Raw genomic sequence first — 18,206 nt, forward strand, 5'->3', positions numbered from 1 at the left:
TGATCAACGGCGTGAAGTGGGCCTATAACCCTGAGGGCTCGTTGACGGGTATCACCGACGCTCCAAATGTGCCGGTAGAAAAAGCACTGGAGCCGATCGTCGAACGCGGCCCGAAACTACACCAAGCCGGCGAAGCCGGTTACCGCTGAGGAGCATCCATGCGATTACTCGTTCTTGGCACGGGCGTGATGGCGAAAAACCAGCTCGCCCGCTTCCCCCTCATCGATGGCGTGACAGTGGTTGGCGCCGTCGACACCGATCCCGATCGGCTTTCGGCCTTCGCCGACAAATTCAACATCGAAAAGCGGTTTCTTTCCCTGGAGGAGGCGATCGCTTGGGGCGAGTTCGATGCGGCGACGAACGTCACGCCCGACCGCATCCATCACCCGACGACGATGGCGCTGATTGCTGCGGGCAAGCACGTCTTCTGCGAAAAGCCGCTGGCGGAGAATTATGCGAAGGCGCTGGAGATGACGGAGGCGGCCGAAAAGGCCGGCGTCATCAACATGGTGAACCTTACCTATCGCAACGTCGCGCCGCTGCAGCGCGCCCGTGAGATGGTGCTCGCCGGCGAGCTCGGCACGATCAGACACGTGGAAGCATCCTATCTCCAGAGCTGGCTGGTGTCGCGCGCCTGGGGCGACTGGCGCACCGAGTCCACCTGGCTGTGGCGGCTTTCCACCGGCCACGGCTCGAATGGCGTGCTCGGCGATGTCGGCATCCATATTCTGGATTTCGCCGCCTATGGCGCGGCGACCGACATCGACCACGTCTTTGCGCGGCTGAAGACCTTCAACAAGGCGCCGGGCGGTCAGATCGGCGAATATCTGCTCGACGCCAATGACAGCTTCACCATGTCCGTCGATTTCGCCAATGGCGCACTCGGCGTCATTCATGCCAGCCGCTGGGCGACAGGGCATCTGAACGAGTTGAAGCTGCGCATTTATGGCGAGAGGGGCAGCCTCGAGGTCATCCATCGTCCCAACGGTTCCGAGCTGCATGGCTGCCTCGGCGAGGATGTCGAAACCGCCACCTGGACGAAGATCGAGGTTGAACCGGTGGCGACCAACTATGAGCGTTTTGCCGAGGCCGTGGCAAGCGGCATCCAGCCGGACCCGAACTTCCGCCACGCCGCCAACCTGCAGAAGGTGCTCGACCTCGCCATGGTGACCGAGCGCGAACGGCGCGAGCTGAAGGTCTGATCCTGTCCGCTGGATAAGCCGCCGTTCATCCGACGGCGGCTTACGCAGCGCATCGGCGCGTCATCGGCTTTTCGTTTGCGAGGTTTTGACGCTATGCTTCTGCATGGGCAGCTCGAGGCTCTCCTTTGGTCCGTTCCTTTACGATCCCGTGACAGGAAGCCTGTGGCGGGACGGGAAATCCGTTGCGGCGGGACCGCGACCGGCGGCGCTGCTCGGCTTGCTGCTGGAAGCTGAGGGCCGGGTCGTCACCAAGGCGGATCTGATTGACAGGGCCTGGACGGGGCTTGCCGTGGAGGAAGGCAACCTTACGGTTCAGATTGCCGCGCTCAGGAAGCTTCTCGGCGCAAGGCCGGATGGCACGGAGTGGATCGTCACCGTTCCCAGGGTCGGCTACCGCCTGCCGCGCCAGGAGGATGGCGGGCCCGTGGCGTCGCAGCCGCCTTCCGTCGCGGTTCTTCCCTTCGTCAATCTCGGCGGCGATGCCGACCAGGATTATTTTGCCGATGGTGTGGTGGCGGAGATCATCACCGCCCTTGCGCGCTTCCGCTCCTTTTCCGTTGTCTCGCGTCATTCCGCCTTCGTCTACAAAGGACGCAGTGTCGATGTGCGAGAGGTGGCCCGAGAACTGGGCGTGCGCTATGTGCTCGAAGGCAGCATCCGGCGGGAAGGGGCGCAGGTGCGTATCAATGTACAGCTGGTCGACGGCGTGACCGCGGCCAATCTCTGGGCCGATCATTTTGAAGACGGCATCAGCGACGTCTTCGCTTTCCAGGACCATATCACCGAACGCGTCGCCTCGATCGTCGAGCCGGCGATCGAGATCGCCGAAATCCAGAGGTCACGACGTGACCGGCCGAACAGTCCGGCAGTTTACGATCTCTATCTGCGCGCCCTTGCCGCGATCATCGACGAGTCGATCGAAAGCAATGCCGCCGCCTATGCCTTGCTGCAGGAGGCGCTCGCCATGGAGCCGGAAAATGCGATGCTGCTTTCGCATGCCGCCTGGGTGCTCGAACATCGCATTACCATGGGCTGGCCGCGGCTCGGGACGGACGACAAGGCGGAATGCGTCAGTCTTGCCCGGCGCGGGCTTCAGCATTCGGCCGGCGATCCCCGCGTGATGGCCCATTGCGGTATGGCGTTGCTGCAGACAGGCAAGGATTATGAAGGCGGCATGGCTGTGCTGGAGGCGGCCGCTGCCGCCAATCCCAACGATCTTCTGGTCGCGGCTTGCTCCGGCATTGCGGCTTTGCACTGCGGCGATATCGAGCATGCGCTCGAGCGCATGCATCGCGCCCTGAAATTGGGACCCCGCGATCCGGATGCGCGTTTTTCTCTGACGGGCATCGCCATGGCCGAAATCTTTCGCGGCAATTACGAGGAAGCACTTTCATTTGCGTCACGCTCGCGGGCGCTGAACGCCCATTTCGATCCGACTTACTGGATGCTGATCGCCGCACACGCGCATCTCGGCAATATGGAGCAGGCGCGGCAGTTCCTGCGCGCGCTCGAGAAAATGGCACCTGATGTGACGCTGGAAGGCATTCTGGCGGGTCAGCCGGCCAAGAATCCCCAGCGTTTTGCGCCGGTTCTGGAAGGGCTGGCGCGCGCCGGGATGCGGCCGCGGCCATAGGCTTTTGCAAGTTTTTGCAGTTTTTAGTCGGACTTTAAGGACCCAGCCCCGTTGCGTCAGCCACGCTGATCCCATCAATCGGGATGGAGGGTCGGCTGATGCTTTCCAGCATGCATATTCTGTCGCTCAAACAGGGCAAGCTTTATGGCGAGCGAATTCCAATAGAGACGCTACCGCAGGAGTTCAAGTTGCCACAGCGCCTTATTCTTCTGTTCTCGCTGATCGGTAGCTGGCGCGAGCGTACGAAAAAAGGCCCCACCGAAGCGGGGCCGGAAGTTGCCGAGCCGCAGCAGGCGGCTTCGGTTGCCTGATTATTCGATGACCTGCACCACACGGTGGGTGCGGGGTTCGACGATCACGCGTTGATTGTTGATGACCGTATAAGCATATCTCGGGTTGTCAGGGACCGGCGTTACGACGACGTCTGCCGGAAGCGGTTTGCCGACGACGATCGGTTCCTGGACGACCACGGAAGCAGTCGGGGCCGGCTGCTGCTGGACATAGGTCACGACCTCGCGCGGCGGCGGGTCGACAACGGCACCGGCGACACCGCCGGCCACGCCGCCAATGGCAGCACCCACGGGGCCGCCGACGATCGCGCCGGTGATGGCGCCACCGGCTGCACCGGTCACGGCGCCATCAGCGAGCGCATTGGTTGCAAGAGACGACAGCGCAATAGCGCTGGAGACAAGTAGGACCTTGTACATTTTGCTTCTCCTTACTGGGGTTGCGTTTGGGTAACGACCGCGCCAATTCGAGGTTCCAGCAGGAGAGGGTCACGCTTTGGAAGGCTGATTCACATTGTGTGAGGTGGCCCAGGCATGGGTCGGGATGCCTTATTCCAGCCGCCGGCGGAAGAGCCAGGCGGCGGCGCTGAGTGTGACGGCGGCGATCAGCGCCAGCGGGATCGTCTGGTTCACTACCTCGCTCAAGGGGATATCCTTGAGGAAAACGCCTTTGACGATCACCAGGAAATAGCGCAGCGGATTGATGAGGGTTATCGGCTGCAGCCAGCTCGGCATGTTCTCGATCGGCGTGGCGAAGCCTGAGAGCAGCATGGCCGGAACCATGAACAGGAAGGCGCCGAGGATCGCCTGCTGCTGCGTCATCGACAGCGCCGAGATGAACAGGCCGAGGCCGGCCACCGAACCGAGATAGAAGATCGCGCTGCCGTAAAGCAGGAAGAGCGAGCCGCGCAGCGGCACCTCAAAGAGGAAGACGGCAGCCAGGATATAGACGGTGATGTGGAAGAGGCCGATCATCATCGGCGGGATCAGCTTGCCGATCAGGATTTCGTGCATGCGCAGCGGCGAGACCATCAGCTGGTCGAAGGTGCCGAGCTCGCGTTCGCGAGCAATCGACAGCGCCGTGACGATAAGCCCGATCAGGAGCGCGATACTGGCGATCAGGTTCGGCACCATGAACCATTGGTAGGTGAGGTTCGGATTGAACCAGTTGCGCGGCACTGTCGAGACGATGTCGGCGCCGGCCCGTTTGCCGGCCGGCGTCTCGGCAGCAAGGCCGGCGCCTATCTGTGAGAGGTAGCCGGCGACGATCTGCGAGGCGTTGGAGCGGCGGCCGTCGAGCACCACCTGCAGGTCGGCCGGCGCTCCCGCCTCGATATTGCGCGAAAAATCCGGGCCGATCTCTATCGCCGCAATGGCTGTCTGGGTATCGATCGCCACCTGGATATCCGCCTGGCTTCCCGCCATCTCGATCCGGCGAAAGGTCGGCGAGCCATCGATACGCTCGATCAGTTCCTGGCCCCAGTGACCACTGTCGCGGTTGAGGATCATGATATCGACATTACGGACTTCGAGAGTTGCGGCGTAGGAAAAGACGAGAAGCTGGACGATCGGCGGGCCGATCAGGATGGCGCGACCCTTGGGATCGCGCAGCACGGCCAGCAGTTCCTTGACGATGAGGGCGTAAAGCCTTGTCCATCCCATCTCAGCCGATCCTCTTTCTGGTGCTGCGGGCGGCAAGCATGAACATGATGGCGCCGATCGTCAGCATGACCGATATCGCCTTCACGAACATCGGCCAGATGTCGCCGGCGAGGAAGACCGTCTGCAGGCTGGGGATCAGGTAACGCGCCGGCACGATGAAGGTGATCCACTGGATCACGGTCGGCATGGAATTGATCTCGAAGAGGAAGCCCGACAGCAGGAAGGCCGGCAGAAATGCTGTAATCAGCGCCAACTGCGAGGCGAGGAACTGGTTCTTCGTTACCGTCGAGATCAACAGGCCCTGGCCGAGCGCCGGGATCAGGAAGGCGGCCGAGAGTGTATAAAGGGCGGCGACGGAGCCGCGGAACGGCACGCCGAAGAGGAAGACCGCAAGCAGCACGCAGAGCGTCATCGAGGTGAGGCCGAGCAGGAAATAGGGCAGGATCTTACCGGCGAGCAGTTCGACCGCCGTCACCGGCGTCGCCATCATCGCCTCCATGGTGCCACGCTCCCATTCGCGGGCGACGACGAGCGAGGTCAGAAGCGTGCCAACCAGCGTCATGACGATGGCGATCGAGCCCGGCACGAGGAAATTGCGGCTTGTCAGTTCAGGATTGAACCAGAAGCGCTGCTCGACCGCGATGGCGGGACTATGCGAGGCGACGTCCGCCTGTCTCTGCCGCTCCCAGTTGGCGACGGCGCCCTGGGCATAATTTTGCACGAAATTCGCCGTGTTCGGATCGGAGCCGTCGACGATCACCTGGATATCGGGACGGTTGCCGGCGGTGTAGCGCGTGGTGAAATCGGCCGGGATGACGACGACGCCGCGCACCTTGCCGACCACGAGGTCTTCTTCGAAAAGACGCCGGTCACGGCCCATCGCCACATCGAAATAGCGTGAGGCCTGGAAACTGGCCGACAGATCCTGCGTCAGCGGCGTCATCTCCTCGGTCACGAGGCCGATGCGGGTGCGGGTGGTATCGAGCGAGACGCCGTAGCCGAACAGAAAAAGCAGGATCAGCGGCAGCACGAAGGCAATGAGGATGCTGCTCGGATCGCGGATCGCCTGCAAGCTTTCCTTGCGCACCAGGGCTGAAAGACGCCGAAGCCGACCGGAGGAGACACTCATGCGGCATCCTCCACTTCCGATTGCTGCACGAGGGCGATGAAGGCATCCTCCATCGTCGGGTCCGGCTGCTCCTTGGTCGCGACCCGCGCCTTCAATTCATCGGGCGAGCCGAGCGCAATCGAGCGGCCGCGATAGATCAGTGAGATTCGGTCGCAATATTCGGCCTCGTCCATGAAATGGGTGGTGACGAGCACTGTGACGCCCTTTTCGACCAGCGCATTGATATGCGTCCAGAATTCACGCCGGGTGATCGGATCGACGCCGGAGGTCGGTTCGTCGAGGAAGAGGGCGCGCGGCTCGTGCATAACGGCGCAGGCAAGCGCCAGGCGCTGCTTCAGGCCGAGCGGCAGATCTTTGGCGGGTTCGCCGGCATGGCGACCGAAATCGAAAATGTCCGCCATCAGGTCGATGCGCTCGCGCCGGTGTTTTCCGCGAAGGCCATAGACGCCAGAGAAGAATTCGAGGTTCTGCATGACGGTGAGATCGCCGTAGAGCGAGAATTTCTGCGCCATGTAGCCGAGCTGGTTGCGGGCTTCGGCGGCATCACGGCGAAGATCGAAACCGGCAACGCGGCCTTCGCCGCCGGTCGGCTTCAGCAGGCCGCAGAGCATCTTGAAGGTGGTGGACTTGCCGGCGCCGTTCGGACCGAGCAGGCCGAAGATCTCGCCGCGGCGGATATCGAAGCTGATATCGTCGGCAGCGGTGAAATCACCGAAGCGCTTGGTCAGGCCCTTGGCCTCGATTACCGGCCGGTCGTTCTCAGCCTTCAGCGACTGCTGAGCTTCTGCGAGCCTGGAGCGGCCACCCGGACCGCCGCCCAACATATCGATGAAGGCATCCTCGAAGCGCGGCGGTGCAGGGGCGAGTGTTGCGCCATCGCCGGCCTTGCTGATATCGGGCTTCTTGTCCTTCGCCGCGACCAGGCGGATCGCCTCGCCCTGGATCACGCCGTCGATGACGCCATCGGCCTGCAGGAGTTCGGCGAGCACCTGCCGGCGGCGGCCGGTGACATTGGATACCCTGAAGACCCGGTCCTTGACGCGCTCGGTCATCTCCATCGGTTTTCCCGAAAAGAGCAGCTTGCCCTGGTTCAAAAGCAGCACGTGATCACAGGCTTCCGCTTCGTCCAGATAGGCGGTCGACCAGAGCACGCCGATGCCTTCCTTCGTCAGGTTCTCGACCATCTTCCAGAGGTCGCGGCGCGAGATCGGATCGACGCCGACGCCCGGCTCGTCGAGCAGCAGCAGGCGCGGCTTCTTCAGAAGCGCACAGGCAAGGCCGAGCTTCTGCTTCATGCCGCCGGAGAGTTTCCCGGCCAGCCGGCCGGTGAACCGCTTGAGATCGGTGAAGGTGAGCAGTTCGTCGAAGGCGCTCGCGCGTTCGCTCTTCGGCAAGCCACGCAGATCGGCATAAAGATCGAGATTTTCCCGCACCGAGAGATCCTCATAGAGGCCGAAGCGCTGCGGCATGTAGCCGATCGCCGCCTGGATGCCGGCTGCATTCTTCCTGGTGTCGAAGCCGAGAACCTCCATCGTTCCCGTGTCGGGCAGCATCAGACCGGTCATCAGGCGGATCAGCGTCGTCTTGCCGGCGCCGTCAGGGCCGACGAGGCCGGTGATCGCGCCGCCGCCGATCGTGCCGGAGACGGTGTCGAGGGCGGCGGGTGCGTCGCCGAAGCGCTTGGTGACGCCGTCGATCCGGACGAGCGGCTTGTCGTCCGAACCTGTCAGCGAGCCGGTCTCGGCGGCAATCATTGTCCGCCTGCCGTCGGCATGGGAAGGCGCACGGTGACCGGCATGCCCTGGCGCAGATCCGGGCCGGGCTTGTCGATGACGATCCGCAGGCGATAAACGAGGTCGGTGCGGAGTTCCGGCGTCTCCACCGATTTCGGAGTGAATTCGGCGACCGGCGAGATGAAGCCGATCGTGCCTTCGTAGGGCTTGTCGGGCGCCGTATCGGAGGCGACCGAAACCTTCATGCCGGGGTGGATGCGGCCGAGATCGGGCTCCGCAACATAGGTGCGCACCCAGACGGGCTCGGTCAAGGACAGCACGAAAACGGTATCCGCCGGCGAGACGATGGCGCCATTTTCCCGCACGCGGGAAAGGATGACGCCGTCGTTCGGGGCGCGCAGTTCGGCATCTTCCAGCGAGGTGCGGGCCGAGGCCAGGGTTGCCTCGGCAGCCTTCACCTGCGCGTCGGCGGCCGCGATATCCTCGACGCGTGACCCCTCCTGCAGCAGTTTCAGCGCCTCGTTGGCGGATTGGGAGCGGGCGGCGGCCATCGCCCGTGCAGCGGTCGCCTGGTCGAGGCTCGCCTCGGAAATCGTGCCCTGCGGGCGCAACTGGCGGGCGCGGTCATAGGCAAGGTTGGCATTCTGGAGATCGGCGAGGCTTTCGTCATAGGCGGCGCGCGCCTGGGCGATTTCGGTCGGCCGTGGGCCGGCCTTCAGCTTGTCGAGCGTCGCTCGAAGGGCTGCTGCATTGGCCTCTCCGGAGCGGACGGCGAATTCATAGGGGGCGGCGTCGAGTTTCGCCAGAACCGTTCCGCTCTTGACCACATCGCCCTCGTCGACGCGCAGTTCGGAGAGGCGTCCGCTGACGCGGAAGCCGAGCGAGACCTGGCGGATATCGACATTGCCGTAAAGGACGAATTCTCGGCGGGCCTCGGCTTGCCAGCCGAGCTTTTCGGGCAGGCCGTACCACCAGGCGGCGGCACTCGCCGCAAGGAGGAGGATGGCGAGAGGAAGGATGCGTTTCATGCTGCGCCTCCCTTCGGCGGGCCGAGGACATCAACCAGTTCGGCGGCGAGGCCGCGCAGGGTTTCCACCTGTTCCGGGCCGATGGTGTCCCATTCCATCTGAGCAAGCACGGCCGCGTGGGTGACGCGAAAGACCAGGATGCTGCCGAGAAGATTGAAGGTGCGCAGGCGCACATGTTCCGAGGCGGGGTCTTCGCGAAGGATCGCGCCGATCAGCCGCCGGCCCATCTCGATCATCGGCCGCATAATACCTTGGTAGACCTTCGCAAAAGCCTCGGTCGGCTCCATCTGCTCGCGGATCAGGAAGCGCGCCCACGATTCGGATTCCTTGCCGACGAAAAGCGTCACCATGGTCTGTAGAATTTCGGTGAGGAAGAGGCGGGCCTGAGCTTCGGCGAGGCGTTCGCCGGCGGCGTCGAGCGCCAGCAGATGCGTGCCGATGCGCGCCCTCATGTCGCCGACATGCGTGTCGATGCGGGCCATCAGATACTCGGCGGTGGCGATGTAGAGACCTTCCTTGCTGCCGAAATAGTAGGGGATTGCCTGCAGGTTCACGCCGGCCGCCTCTGTCAGCTGGCGTGTCGAAGCACCGTCGAAGCCATACCGGCCGAAGACGTCGAGAGCGGCGGAGAGCATCTTCTGCCGCGCGATATCGGCGCGGGCGGGGGCCGGTGGCTGTGTGTCATGTTCTTGGGTCATGACAGATTTATAACGCCGCCAAACAAATAAGTCAATCGATTGATATATTATTAAGCCGAGCCGGCGGTCTACGCCTTCGCTGGTACAAAGGCAAAGGCAGAAACGTGGCATCGTTTCGTGGTGGATGCGTTGGCCGGATTGGGATCGAGATGGGCGTTCAGCGGTTCAGCGTGGATCGGAACAGGTGATCTCGGCTGTTCTGGAAAACGATTCGAAAGAAAGCAAAGAGGCCCGTGGGGAACGGACCTCTTAGGGTTCTCGGAGTGGGAAGAGGAACCAAGCCTCGGGGTCGGCTGCTAACAGGGTAGCGCTGCAATATCGCTAATTTTCACGACGCTAATGTGTCTGGTATCAGCCGGCTGCGACCCAAAAGCCTGCCACTTTTTCGTGAAGCCTATGGCCATGTTTTGACACAAAACTGCCTTGCTCTTTCCGTATCGCCGGTTCGATGCGTATTCAGATTTATATCATTGCGCTCCTGCTCAGCGCCATCATGTGGTCGATCTCATTCGATGCGGCCCGGGAATCCTATCATGCCGCGCAAAGCGCGGGATTGATGCCGAACCTGCATATCAACAAGAAGCTGGATCGCATTCTGTAGACTGCGATGTAGCTCCCAGGTCCTTGCCGATTGCGTTCTCGGCCCGCGGCCGGGACCCTGTTTCTTTCTGCGTATCGAGCCCTTCCGGACAGAAAATCAAATTTCTTAAAATTTGACCGATCCGCTTAAAAGCGCTGAAAATACTGATGTGTAGAGTGATCTCATGAAAGCGACCGAAGCGTGGACAGACGCATCGATCGTTTGGAGCCGGGCTGAAAGCCCGCCGATCTGCAAACGGGGACCTCGACATGCGCAGAACTCTTGCCGCCATCGCCTTGACCGTGACCATCAGTGCCGCTGCCGGGCCGGCGTTCGCTATGGGCCCCGCCAGCCTTGCCCGCGACCTGATGTACACATCCGCCATCGGCCATTCGCCTGAGGTTCCCTTGACCACACGCGCCGGTTTCGTGCGCCCCGGCATTCCCCTCGTCCTGCACAGCCCCGTGACGGTCGAGGGTGAGGGTTATCGGCTCAAGACCTATTCGCGGAGCCTGAGCGTTGTCGTCGACTATATGTTTTCGAAGGCGGTCGATGTCGTGAGCGCGGTGACATTTCTCCGCTGACGGGATCGACTGGAAACAGTTCAGCAATAATTAGGCGCCAAGTTCGCCGCGTACGTCGAGATACCAGTCGACGAAGGCCTTGACGCCGACATCCAGGGTCGTATCCGGCTTGTATCCCGTCAACGCGACGAGCAGATCGGGGGCGGCGAATGTGCGCGGCACATCACCCTTCTGCATCGCCAGCATCTTGCGGATAGCGGGACGGCCGAGCGCCTTTTCCACCGTTTCGACAAAATTCATCAGGCTGACCGGCTGGCCTCCGCCAATATTGACGACACGAAAGGGTGCCTGGCGCGAAAGCGTTTCGATGCCCGCGTCGTCGAGGCGGTTTTCTTCGCTCGGGGTGATTGCCGACAATCTGACGATCGCTTCAATGAGATCGTCGATATAGGTGAAGTCACGGCTCATATTGCCTTCGCCGTAGATCTCGATCGGCTGGTCTTCCAGCATGTTCTTGGTGAATTTGAACAGCGCCATGTCGGGCCGGCCCCATGGGCCATAAACGGTGAAGAAGCGAAAGGCCGTGGTCGGAATCTTGTGAAGATGGGCATAGCTGTGCGCCATCAACTCCATCGATTTCTTCGTCGCGGCATAGATGGTCAGCGGCTCGTCGGCCCGATCGGTCTCGCGAAAGGGGACGGTCTCATTGGCGCCGTAGATCGATGACGTGGAAGCCAGCATCAGGTGACGGACGTCGACGCGCCGCGCGATTTCCATGATGTTCCACGAGCCTTCGACGTTCGAACGGAGATAGGCCTCGGGATTTTCCAGGCTGTAACGCACGCCGGCCTGCGCGGCGAGGTGGATCAGGATGTCGGGCTTGGCTGCCAGAACAGCCGATTCCAGCGCCGGCCGGTCCTCGAGCATTGATATGACGGGTTTGAACGCCGGAAACTGGGAGAGTGCCGCATGGCGCATCTCCTTGAGCTTGATGTTGTAATAGGGAGTGAGGCCATCGAAGCCGGTGACGTCATGCCCTTCCTGCAGCAGGCGCCTGGCCAGATGAAAACCGATAAAGCCGGCCGTACCGGTAATGAAGTAGCGCATTCCCACCTTTTCTCGGCTCCCTGCCGACGGCAAAGAGCCGATTCCGCATCAAAGTGCCCCCACTTACAAGATAAAAAGAGGCCGAGTCGATAGGTCTTTGAAAGAGACGGCAACAGCTTCGTCTCGGCTGCCGTCGGCCCGCCCGCCGCTGTCTTGCCGGATGACGGCCGGCCGCCGATCTTTGCCCTGCCGGCAGCCATCCCTCCCGGGCATTATGCTGCATTGCAACATTGAGGCTTGCATGTTATGGCCGGCTGGTCGTCTGCAAGCAGGTCAGGATCGATGAGAAACATAATCTATTGGATTCTCTGCGCGTTTCTGACCGTTGCCATCGCGATCGTGTCGCTGCGCTATGTGACGAACTTCTGGCTGCTGTCCTTTGTCTACAGCTTTCAACTCCACCTCGGTGTCGTCTTCGTTGCCGCCAGCCTCGTCATTCTGGCCGTCAAAAGACAGATCTACGGCTTTATCCTTCTGCTTGTCTCGCTTCTTCTCATCGCTCACGGCGTCGTCATGCTGCGCGAGTTCTCGCAGGATGGCAGAGCAGCGGACACGCCGCCGCTTTTTCGTCTGATGTCGTTCAACATTGCGATCGACAACTGGAAAAACTCGACCGAAATTACCGATATGGTGATTGCGTCGAATGCCGATGTCGTCAATCTGCTCGAAGCCAAGCCGCTGACATTCCATCTGCAGCAATTGTTCAAGGCCTATCCCTATCATATCGGCTGCGACAGTGGGAAAGATACGTGCGATACGCTGGTGCTGTCCAAGCGCCCGTTCGTTAGCCGGCAGGTCGCCAGCATGGGCAGCCTCCGAAAAAACAGGCTGGTGATATCGAGCGTCGACTTCGGCGGCGAGACCATCAATCTGGTGTCGGCGCACCTGACCAAACCATATTTCGACGATTTCCAGATGGCCGAATTGGAAGATCTCGGCAAAGTGCTGGGTTCGATCGACGGCCCTCTGGTGTTGTCAGGCGACTTCAACTCCTCGGTGATCGCTCCAAGCATCCAAGGTTTTCTGCGTGAACAGCAGCTGATAACGATCGTGCCGGAACCGGCAACATGGCCGGTTGCCGCCGGCGCGCTCGGGATCGCCATCGACCACATATTTGCCCGCACGCCGCTTCATCTGCGATCGCTGAAACGTCTCGATGACAATCTCGGCTCGAACCATGCAGGCCTGATCGCCGAATTCGTTCTCGACAAGGGTGGCGAAACTTCACCGGCAAAGTGAGCTTGCCGGGGGCAAGATGACCTTGCCGGGGGCAAGAGAGCTTGCCCGGGGCAAAGTCAAAATCTCGTTCTGCCGCCTTTTTTGTCGATCATCTGAAATTTCTCGCCGTCGGTCTTCACGCTGACGCAGTCGGTCGACTTGTTGGGAAACCGGACACACACCTGGCCGTTGGTGATCTTATAGCCATTGGCGTTGCCCTTGCGATACTCGTAACCGTTGCTGCTTTCTTTCAGCTCCGACGTGCCCGGCAGGTGCTGGCGAATTTCAGCCTCGCTTGCGGTTCGCATCTTTCCCGTTTCGGCTAACGCCATTCCCGGCAACATGACTGAAAGAAATCCGGCGAGGGCGGTCATGATACGCATCAGGGGGATATCTCCAGTCATGTCTTTCGGTGCGCCCATTCTACGAGAACTCCGAGAGCGAATTCAACAGCGAAGGTGGTCGCGCCGCAGGCCGACCAGCGGCTGCGGCTGCGATTTTACGTTCTTCCGAACTCATCGACGATACGGATGATGTCGTCTTCGCCGAGATAGGAGCCGGTCTGCACCTCGATGAGTTCGAGGACGATCTTGCCGGGATTGGCGAGACGATGAACTTCGCCGAGCGGAATATAGACGCTCTCGTTCTCGCGCAGCATCCGAACGGTCTCGCCGACTGTCACCTCGGCCGTTCCCTTGACGACGACCCAGTGTTCGGAGCGATGGTGGTGTTTTTGCAGCGAGAGCTTCTTGCCCGGCGTGACGAAGATGCGCTTCACCTGGAAACGATCGCCGTTGAAGATGGAGGTATAGCCGCCCCAGGGACGGTAGGACGTCGGATGGGTTTCGGCGAATTTCGCCGTGGCGGACTTAGAGGCCAGCATCTTGACCAATTGTCCGACATTCTGGCTGTCTTTGAGCGGTCCGACATAGACGGCGTCTTCGCTGGCGATGACGGCGACATCATCCATGCCCTGGACGGCAAGATGCACGCCATGGGTCATGACGAGCGAGTTGCGGGTATTGACGACGGTGGTGTTGGCGGCGGCGACGTTGCCGTTGTCGTCGCGTGCGCCTGATTTCCAGACGGCATCCCAGCTGCCCATGTCCGACCATTTGAACGGTGAGGGGACGACAGCCGCCTTGGACGTTTTTTCCATGATCGCATAGTCTATGGAGATATCGGGGCTCTTGGCGAAATGGTCGGCGTCGAGGCGGGTGAAATCGAGGTCGCGGCTTGCTTTCGAAACGGCCTTGCTGGCCGCCTTCAGCACATCGGGCGCATATTCCTGCAGTTCGGCGACGAGCTCCGCCACCGGGAACATGAAGATGCCTGAATTCCAGTAGAAGCCGCCGTCGGCGAGCATCCGTTCGGCCGTTTCCAATGCCGGCTTCTCCACGAAGCGGACGACCTTGTGCGCACCATTTTCGAGGGCATCGCCGATCTCGATATAGCCGTAACCCGTCGCTGGCTCCGTCGGCGTGATACCGAAGGTTACGAGCTTGCCGTCGGCAGCGGCATCGCGGGCGATGCGGATGCAATCGAAATAGCTCTTGTCGGCGAGGATCTCGTGATCCGAGGCGAGCATCTGGATGATGGTGTGCTTGCCAAAGAGGTCAGCTGCAAGCGTTGCGGCCGCGGCCACCGCTGCGGCTGTGTTGCGGGCGACCGGTTCGAGCAGGATCGCTGCGAGCGGGATGGCGCGCTCTCGAGCCTGTTCGGCGACCAGGAAGCGGAATTCCTCATTGGTGACGACGATCGGAGCTTCATAGAGTTCGGGATCGGAAACGCGTTCGAGAGTTTCCTGAAACAACGTCTTGTCGCCGACGAACTGGATGAATTGTTTCGGTGCGGTGGCACGGGAAAGCGGCCAGAGCCGCGTGCCTTTGCCGCCGGCCATGATCACGGGAACGATTTTCTGCGTCATAGGCGGGTTCCTTGAGATAAACGGCTTGTTCGTCACATGTCACCGGGCGCTTGCCCAGTCTCTTATTCGATTGAGCCCTGTCTTCAGCAAGTCCAGGGCTGCAGCTTCGCTGCCGGCCTCCACGTAGCAGCGCATCTCAGGCGCATTGCCGGATGGGCGGAAGTGAATGATCCCGCCGTCTCCTAGCGTCACCCGAAGTCCGTCGATATCGGATTTCGCGGCCACCTCGCCGATCGGCTGCAGGAAAGCCCGGAGATTTTCTTCCGAGGTGCGCAGATGCTCCATCAGTGCCGCGCTCGTCTCCACCGGAAAATTCTCCAGCCGATCGGCAGCGGCAAAGGGCAGGTGATAGGAGGCGGCAATGGCTGAGAGCGGCTGCCTGCGGATAGCGGCGAGCGACAGGATTGCGAGCATCGGGACAAAACAATCACGCGTCGGCAAGGCGCGCACGGCTCTGCCGTTGATATCGAAAGGGGTTGCTGTCAGCAGCCCGCCATTGGCTTCAAAGCCCATGACATGATCTTCGCCGGCGGCTACGGCCTCTTCCATACCGGATATGACGAAGGGCGAGCCGACGCGGGTGCGCCTGACGGCGAAAGAGCCTGCGGCCTCGATGCCGGAATTTGACGTAACCGGCGTCACCACCGTCCCGGCGCGCAAGAAATTGGCTGCCACAAGGCCGAGAAGGTCGCCGCGCAAGGGGGCGCCGGTTTCGTCAGCGACCAGCGGACGGTCGCCGTCGCCATCGGTCGAGACGATTGCATCGAACTTGTGCTCGGACACCCAGCGCTTCATCAGCGTGATCGTCTCCTCGGAAACAGCCTCGGTATCGACGGGGATGAAACTCTCCGAACGTCCGAGAGCGGTGATCTCAGCGCCGTAATGAGCGAGAACGTCAACCAGCAGATCGCGGGCGACGGTGCTGTGCTGGTAGACGCCGATCTTCATGCCGGACAGCGCGCCTTGCGGAAGCAGGGCGGCATTGCGTTCAAAAAAGAGCTGCCGGCAGATCGCTTCATGATCCTCCGTCTCGGCCGGCGCCTGCGTCACCGCTTCACCGGTTCGCTCGATCTCGGCCGCCGATGCGGTAATTGCCGTCTCGTCCGATTTGTCGATCTCGCCATCGGGACGATAGAACTTGATGCCGTTGCGGTCCGCCGGAATATGCGAGCCCGTAACCATCAGGCATGCGGCGTTGCTCTCGAGGCCATAGAGGGCAAGAGCGGGTGTGGGGACATTGCCGCAGTCGAATATCCGGAAGCCGAGCGCGGCGAGCGCACCTGCACAATTTCCCGAAATTTCGGGGCTTGAATCGCGAAAATCACGGCCGATCAGAATGACGTCGCCGGCCTGCGCCTTGCCGGTCTGCGACAGATATTTGCCGAACGCGGTGGCGTAGAGAGCAGAGGCGCGTCCCTTGAGATCGACTGAAAGTCCGCGAAGGCCGCTCGTGCCGAATTTCATAGGAAGACATGGCTCCGATTGCACGATCAAGTTTCTACTCAGGCCGCCTGCCGGCGTAAACACCAAAGCTCACATATAGTTAAACACGGAGGATGATGTTTCACGCAGGCTTTTGCAATCTTCTCTTGCTGAATTCTGAGGGCGTAGACCCATTGCTGATCCAGCAGGCATTGCAGCGTAGATCGATTTTGTTAGAACCGTGTGTCTGTTGTTTCGTCCTATGCGAAGGATTTTCCTAGATGAGCGATACATCCGTCAGTCTCGAGGAGAGTTGGAAGGCTGCGCTGGAGGGGGAGTTTTCAAGCCCCTACATGCAACAGCTCAAATCCTTCCTCATCGCGCAGAAGCAAGTCGGAAAGCGGATTTTCCCCAAGGGCAGCGAATATTTCCGCGCCCTCGATCTGACGCCGATCTCCAACGTCAAGGCCGTCATCCTCGGCCAGGACCCCTATCACGGGCTCGGGCAAGCCCATGGGCTGTGCTTCAGTGTCCGGCCGGGTGTGCGCATCCCGCCCTCCCTCGTCAATATCTACAAGGAGATGGAAACGGATCTCGGCATAGTGCCGGCACGTCACGGTTTTCTCGAGCATTGGGCAAGACAGGGCGTGCTCCTGCTGAACAGCGTGCTGACGGTCGAGGAAGGACAGGCGGCGGCTCATCAGGGCAAGGGATGGGAGCGCTTCACCGACGCCGTCATCCGCAAGGTCAATGATGAATGCGAATCCGTCGTCTTCATGCTCTGGGGTTCCTATGCCCAGCGCAAGGCCGCCTTCGTCGATACAACGCGGCATCTCGTGCTCCGGGCGCCGCATCCCTCGCCGCTTTCCGCCCATAACGGCTTTTTCGGCTGCGGGCATTTTTCGAAGGCGAACGCCTTCCTGCAGTCGCGCGGACGCGAACCGATCGACTGGCAATTGCCGGCCAATCCCCACGAAGCCTAGTTGTGAACGTAAGCGAGCATTCGTTCACTAAAAGAAGACAATGCGTTTTGATCTAAGGGTCTGTTCCGCAGGAGCTGCAGCGCGCATCTTAGCCTCATCGAAAGCCCGCAACGGCGGGCATGAAAGGGGTCTCACATGCTCGATCAGATCAAGGGTCTGCACCACGTCACGTCGATGGCGCAGGACGCCCGCACCAATAACCAGTTTTTCACCAATGCGCTCGGCCTGCGCCGCGTCAAGAAGACCGTCAACTTCGACGCGCCTGACGTTTATCACCTTTACTACGGTGACGAGATCGGCACGCCCGGCAGCGTGATGACCTATTTCCCGTTCCCGAAGATGGCGCAGGGCCGTCCCGGCACCGGGGAGGTCGGCACGACGGTGTTTTCCGTTCCGCAAGGCTCGCTCGGCTTCTGGAGCGATCGCTTGGCCGCGCTCGGTCTCGGCGGACTGAAGGCGGAGGAAAGTTTCGGCGAAAAGAGGCTGAACTTCTCCGGTCCCGATGGCGACGGCTTCGCGCTCGTCGAGGTCAGGGATGATGCGCGTCAGCCCTGGGCACAGGGCGGCATCAGCGAGGACCATGCCATTCGCGGCTTCCACTCTGTCGCCATGCGGCTGAGGGACGAGGGCGCCACGGCCGAACTCCTGAAGTTCATGGGCTACGAGGTGTCTGAGGAAAGGGATGGCGTCAAGCGGCTGATCAAACCCTCCGGCAATGGCGCGCATCTCATCGATCTCGAAACCATGCCGAACATTGCCCGCGCGCTTCCCGGCGCCGGCTCCGTTCACCATGTCGCCTTCGCCGTCGAAAACCGCGAGAAGCAGCTCGAAGTGCGCAAGGCACTGATGGACACCGGCTACCAGGTCACGCCAGTGATCGACCGCGATTATTTCTGGGCGATCTATTTCCGCACGCCGGGCGGTGTGCTGTTCGAGGTCGCGACCAATGAGCCCGGCTTCGATCGCGACGAAGATACGGCCCATCTCGGCGAAGCCCTGAAGCTGCCGCAGCAGCACGCCCATCTTCGCGCGCTGCTCGAGCAGCATCTGCAGCCGCTCGAAGCGTAAGGAGA

The 18,206-nt window shown here is 61.2% G+C and carries 18 protein-coding genes and 1 pseudogene; 9 read left to right on the forward strand and 10 right to left on the reverse strand.

The annotated features are described in order from the left end of the window. From EEQ99_RS06090 to EEQ99_RS06105, 4 genes and pseudogenes are all read left to right on the forward strand, one after another. A pseudogene (locus tag EEQ99_RS06090) lies at positions 1 to 149 on the forward strand (ThuA domain-containing protein); the annotation flags it as partial. A gap of 9 nt (positions 150 to 158) precedes the next feature. Beyond that, positions 159 to 1,202, forward strand: coding sequence for a Gfo/Idh/MocA family protein (locus tag EEQ99_RS06095; RefSeq protein WP_028758594.1), 1,044 nt, complete (start codon positions 159 to 161; stop codon positions 1,200 to 1,202). Positions 1,203 to 1,305: 103 nt separating this feature from the next. Beyond that, positions 1,306 to 2,835, forward strand: coding sequence for a winged helix-turn-helix domain-containing tetratricopeptide repeat protein (locus tag EEQ99_RS06100; RefSeq protein ID WP_097622352.1), 1,530 nt, complete (start codon positions 1,306 to 1,308; stop codon positions 2,833 to 2,835). Positions 2,836 to 2,933: 98 nt separating this feature from the next. After that, positions 2,934 to 3,146 (forward strand): hypothetical protein, encoded by a 213-nt coding sequence (locus tag EEQ99_RS06105; protein ID WP_028758592.1) that lies wholly within the window; start codon positions 2,934 to 2,936, stop codon positions 3,144 to 3,146. Here EEQ99_RS06105 and EEQ99_RS06110 read toward each other — a convergent pair whose 3' ends face one another. From EEQ99_RS06110 to EEQ99_RS06135, 6 genes are all read right to left on the reverse strand, one after another. Further along, complete coding sequence (locus EEQ99_RS06110) at positions 3,147 to 3,542, reverse strand: DUF1236 domain-containing protein (protein ID WP_097596442.1); 396 nt, start codon at positions 3,540 to 3,542, stop codon at positions 3,147 to 3,149. A gap of 129 nt (positions 3,543 to 3,671) precedes the next feature. Then, the gene (locus EEQ99_RS06115; RefSeq protein ID WP_047611565.1) at positions 3,672 to 4,784 is read right to left on the reverse strand and encodes an ABC transporter permease; all 1,113 of its coding nucleotides are present in this window, start codon (positions 4,782 to 4,784) and stop codon (positions 3,672 to 3,674) included. A gap of 1 nt (position 4,785) precedes the next feature. Beyond that, positions 4,786 to 5,913, reverse strand: a complete 1,128-nt coding sequence (locus EEQ99_RS06120; RefSeq protein ID WP_047611563.1) for an ABC transporter permease — start codon at positions 5,911 to 5,913, stop codon at positions 4,786 to 4,788. Continuing rightward, positions 5,910 to 7,667 (reverse strand): ATP-binding cassette domain-containing protein, encoded by a 1,758-nt coding sequence (locus EEQ99_RS06125; protein ID WP_047611561.1) that lies wholly within the window; start codon positions 7,665 to 7,667, stop codon positions 5,910 to 5,912. Before EEQ99_RS06125 ends, EEQ99_RS06120 begins: the two co-directional genes overlap by 4 nt. Beyond that, positions 7,664 to 8,674, reverse strand: a complete 1,011-nt coding sequence (gene hlyD, locus EEQ99_RS06130; RefSeq protein WP_097596443.1) for a secretion protein HlyD — start codon at positions 8,672 to 8,674, stop codon at positions 7,664 to 7,666. The genes EEQ99_RS06125 and hlyD overlap by 4 nt, the downstream gene beginning before the upstream one ends. Then, positions 8,671 to 9,372 (reverse strand): CerR family C-terminal domain-containing protein, encoded by a 702-nt coding sequence (locus EEQ99_RS06135; protein WP_097596444.1) that lies wholly within the window; start codon positions 9,370 to 9,372, stop codon positions 8,671 to 8,673. The genes hlyD and EEQ99_RS06135 overlap by 4 nt, the downstream gene beginning before the upstream one ends. A 448-nt stretch (positions 9,373 to 9,820) precedes the next feature. On the opposite strand from EEQ99_RS06135, the gene EEQ99_RS34480 reads away from it, so the two are divergent. Then, positions 9,821 to 9,973, forward strand: coding sequence for a hypothetical protein (locus EEQ99_RS34480; RefSeq protein ID WP_009988813.1), 153 nt, complete (start codon positions 9,821 to 9,823; stop codon positions 9,971 to 9,973). A gap of 248 nt (positions 9,974 to 10,221) precedes the next feature. Further along, on the forward strand, positions 10,222 to 10,536 hold the full coding sequence (locus tag EEQ99_RS06140) for a hypothetical protein (protein WP_029868435.1): 315 nt from the start codon (positions 10,222 to 10,224) through the stop codon (positions 10,534 to 10,536). Between the two features lie 30 nt (positions 10,537 to 10,566). On the opposite strand, the gene EEQ99_RS06145 is transcribed toward EEQ99_RS06140, so the two are convergent. Continuing rightward, positions 10,567 to 11,583 (reverse strand): NAD-dependent epimerase/dehydratase family protein, encoded by a 1,017-nt coding sequence (locus EEQ99_RS06145; RefSeq protein WP_029868434.1) that lies wholly within the window; start codon positions 11,581 to 11,583, stop codon positions 10,567 to 10,569. Between the two features lie 282 nt (positions 11,584 to 11,865). Between EEQ99_RS06145 and EEQ99_RS06150 the strand changes: the two genes are divergently transcribed. Continuing rightward, positions 11,866 to 12,822 carry an endonuclease/exonuclease/phosphatase family protein gene (locus EEQ99_RS06150; protein WP_029868433.1) on the forward strand — a complete coding sequence of 319 codons (957 nt, stop codon included), beginning with the start codon at positions 11,866 to 11,868 and terminating at the stop codon, positions 12,820 to 12,822. 56 nt (positions 12,823 to 12,878) lie between these two features. Here the strand turns inward: EEQ99_RS06150 and EEQ99_RS06155 are convergent, their stop codons facing one another. The 3 genes from EEQ99_RS06155 to EEQ99_RS34875 form a co-directional block, all read right to left on the reverse strand. After that, positions 12,879 to 13,184 carry a hypothetical protein gene (locus EEQ99_RS06155; protein ID WP_047611819.1) on the reverse strand — a complete coding sequence of 102 codons (306 nt, stop codon included), beginning with the start codon at positions 13,182 to 13,184 and terminating at the stop codon, positions 12,879 to 12,881. A 116-nt stretch (positions 13,185 to 13,300) separates the two neighbouring features. Continuing rightward, a complete protein-coding gene (locus EEQ99_RS34870; protein ID WP_063474422.1) occupies positions 13,301 to 14,728 on the reverse strand; it encodes a mannose-1-phosphate guanylyltransferase/mannose-6-phosphate isomerase in 1,428 nt (475 codons plus the stop codon). 39 nt (positions 14,729 to 14,767) lie between these two features. Next, the gene (locus tag EEQ99_RS34875) at positions 14,768 to 16,192 is read right to left on the reverse strand and encodes a phosphomannomutase (RefSeq protein WP_174824436.1); all 1,425 of its coding nucleotides are present in this window, start codon (positions 16,190 to 16,192) and stop codon (positions 14,768 to 14,770) included. Between the two features lie 239 nt (positions 16,193 to 16,431). Between EEQ99_RS34875 and ung the strand changes: the two genes are divergently transcribed. Continuing rightward, positions 16,432 to 17,133, forward strand: coding sequence for a uracil-DNA glycosylase (gene ung, locus EEQ99_RS06165; protein ID WP_029868402.1), 702 nt, complete (start codon positions 16,432 to 16,434; stop codon positions 17,131 to 17,133). A gap of 135 nt (positions 17,134 to 17,268) precedes the next feature. Next, the gene (locus EEQ99_RS06170) at positions 17,269 to 18,201 is read left to right on the forward strand and encodes a VOC family protein (protein ID WP_029868401.1); all 933 of its coding nucleotides are present in this window, start codon (positions 17,269 to 17,271) and stop codon (positions 18,199 to 18,201) included. The last annotated feature ends 5 nt before the right edge of the window (positions 18,202 to 18,206 follow it).

Source organism: Rhizobium anhuiense (assembly GCF_003985145.1).
Taxonomy (GTDB): domain Bacteria; phylum Pseudomonadota; class Alphaproteobacteria; order Rhizobiales; family Rhizobiaceae; genus Rhizobium; species Rhizobium anhuiense.

Coding starts and splice junctions, on each gene's coding strand:
- EEQ99_RS34480 (WP_009988813.1), top strand. CDS start 9,821: ATGCGTATTCAGATTTATATCATTGCGCTCCTGCTCAGCGCCATCATG.
- EEQ99_RS06125 (WP_047611561.1), bottom strand. CDS start 7,667: ATGATTGCCGCCGAGACCGGCTCGCTGACAGGTTCGGACGACAAGCCG.
- EEQ99_RS06135 (WP_097596444.1), bottom strand. CDS start 9,372: ATGACCCAAGAACATGACACACAGCCACCGGCCCCCGCCCGCGCCGAT.
- EEQ99_RS34875 (WP_174824436.1), bottom strand. CDS start 16,192: ATGAAATTCGGCACGAGCGGCCTTCGCGGACTTTCAGTCGATCTCAAG.
- EEQ99_RS06105 (WP_028758592.1), top strand. CDS start 2,934: ATGCTTTCCAGCATGCATATTCTGTCGCTCAAACAGGGCAAGCTTTAT.
- EEQ99_RS06150 (WP_029868433.1), top strand. CDS start 11,866: ATGAGAAACATAATCTATTGGATTCTCTGCGCGTTTCTGACCGTTGCC.
- EEQ99_RS06110 (WP_097596442.1), bottom strand. CDS start 3,542: ATGTACAAGGTCCTACTTGTCTCCAGCGCTATTGCGCTGTCGTCTCTT.
- EEQ99_RS06120 (WP_047611563.1), bottom strand. CDS start 5,913: ATGAGTGTCTCCTCCGGTCGGCTTCGGCGTCTTTCAGCCCTGGTGCGC.
- hlyD (WP_097596443.1), bottom strand. CDS start 8,674: ATGAAACGCATCCTTCCTCTCGCCATCCTCCTCCTTGCGGCGAGTGCC.
- ung (WP_029868402.1), top strand. CDS start 16,432: ATGAGCGATACATCCGTCAGTCTCGAGGAGAGTTGGAAGGCTGCGCTG.
- EEQ99_RS06145 (WP_029868434.1), bottom strand. CDS start 11,583: ATGCGCTACTTCATTACCGGTACGGCCGGCTTTATCGGTTTTCATCTG.
- EEQ99_RS06115 (WP_047611565.1), bottom strand. CDS start 4,784: ATGGGATGGACAAGGCTTTACGCCCTCATCGTCAAGGAACTGCTGGCC.
- EEQ99_RS06100 (WP_097622352.1), top strand. CDS start 1,306: ATGGGCAGCTCGAGGCTCTCCTTTGGTCCGTTCCTTTACGATCCCGTG.
- EEQ99_RS34870 (WP_063474422.1), bottom strand. CDS start 14,728: ATGACGCAGAAAATCGTTCCCGTGATCATGGCCGGCGGCAAAGGCACG.
- EEQ99_RS06170 (WP_029868401.1), top strand. CDS start 17,269: ATGCTCGATCAGATCAAGGGTCTGCACCACGTCACGTCGATGGCGCAG.
- EEQ99_RS06140 (WP_029868435.1), top strand. CDS start 10,222: ATGCGCAGAACTCTTGCCGCCATCGCCTTGACCGTGACCATCAGTGCC.
- EEQ99_RS06095 (WP_028758594.1), top strand. CDS start 159: ATGCGATTACTCGTTCTTGGCACGGGCGTGATGGCGAAAAACCAGCTC.
- EEQ99_RS06155 (WP_047611819.1), bottom strand. CDS start 13,184: ATGCGTATCATGACCGCCCTCGCCGGATTTCTTTCAGTCATGTTGCCG.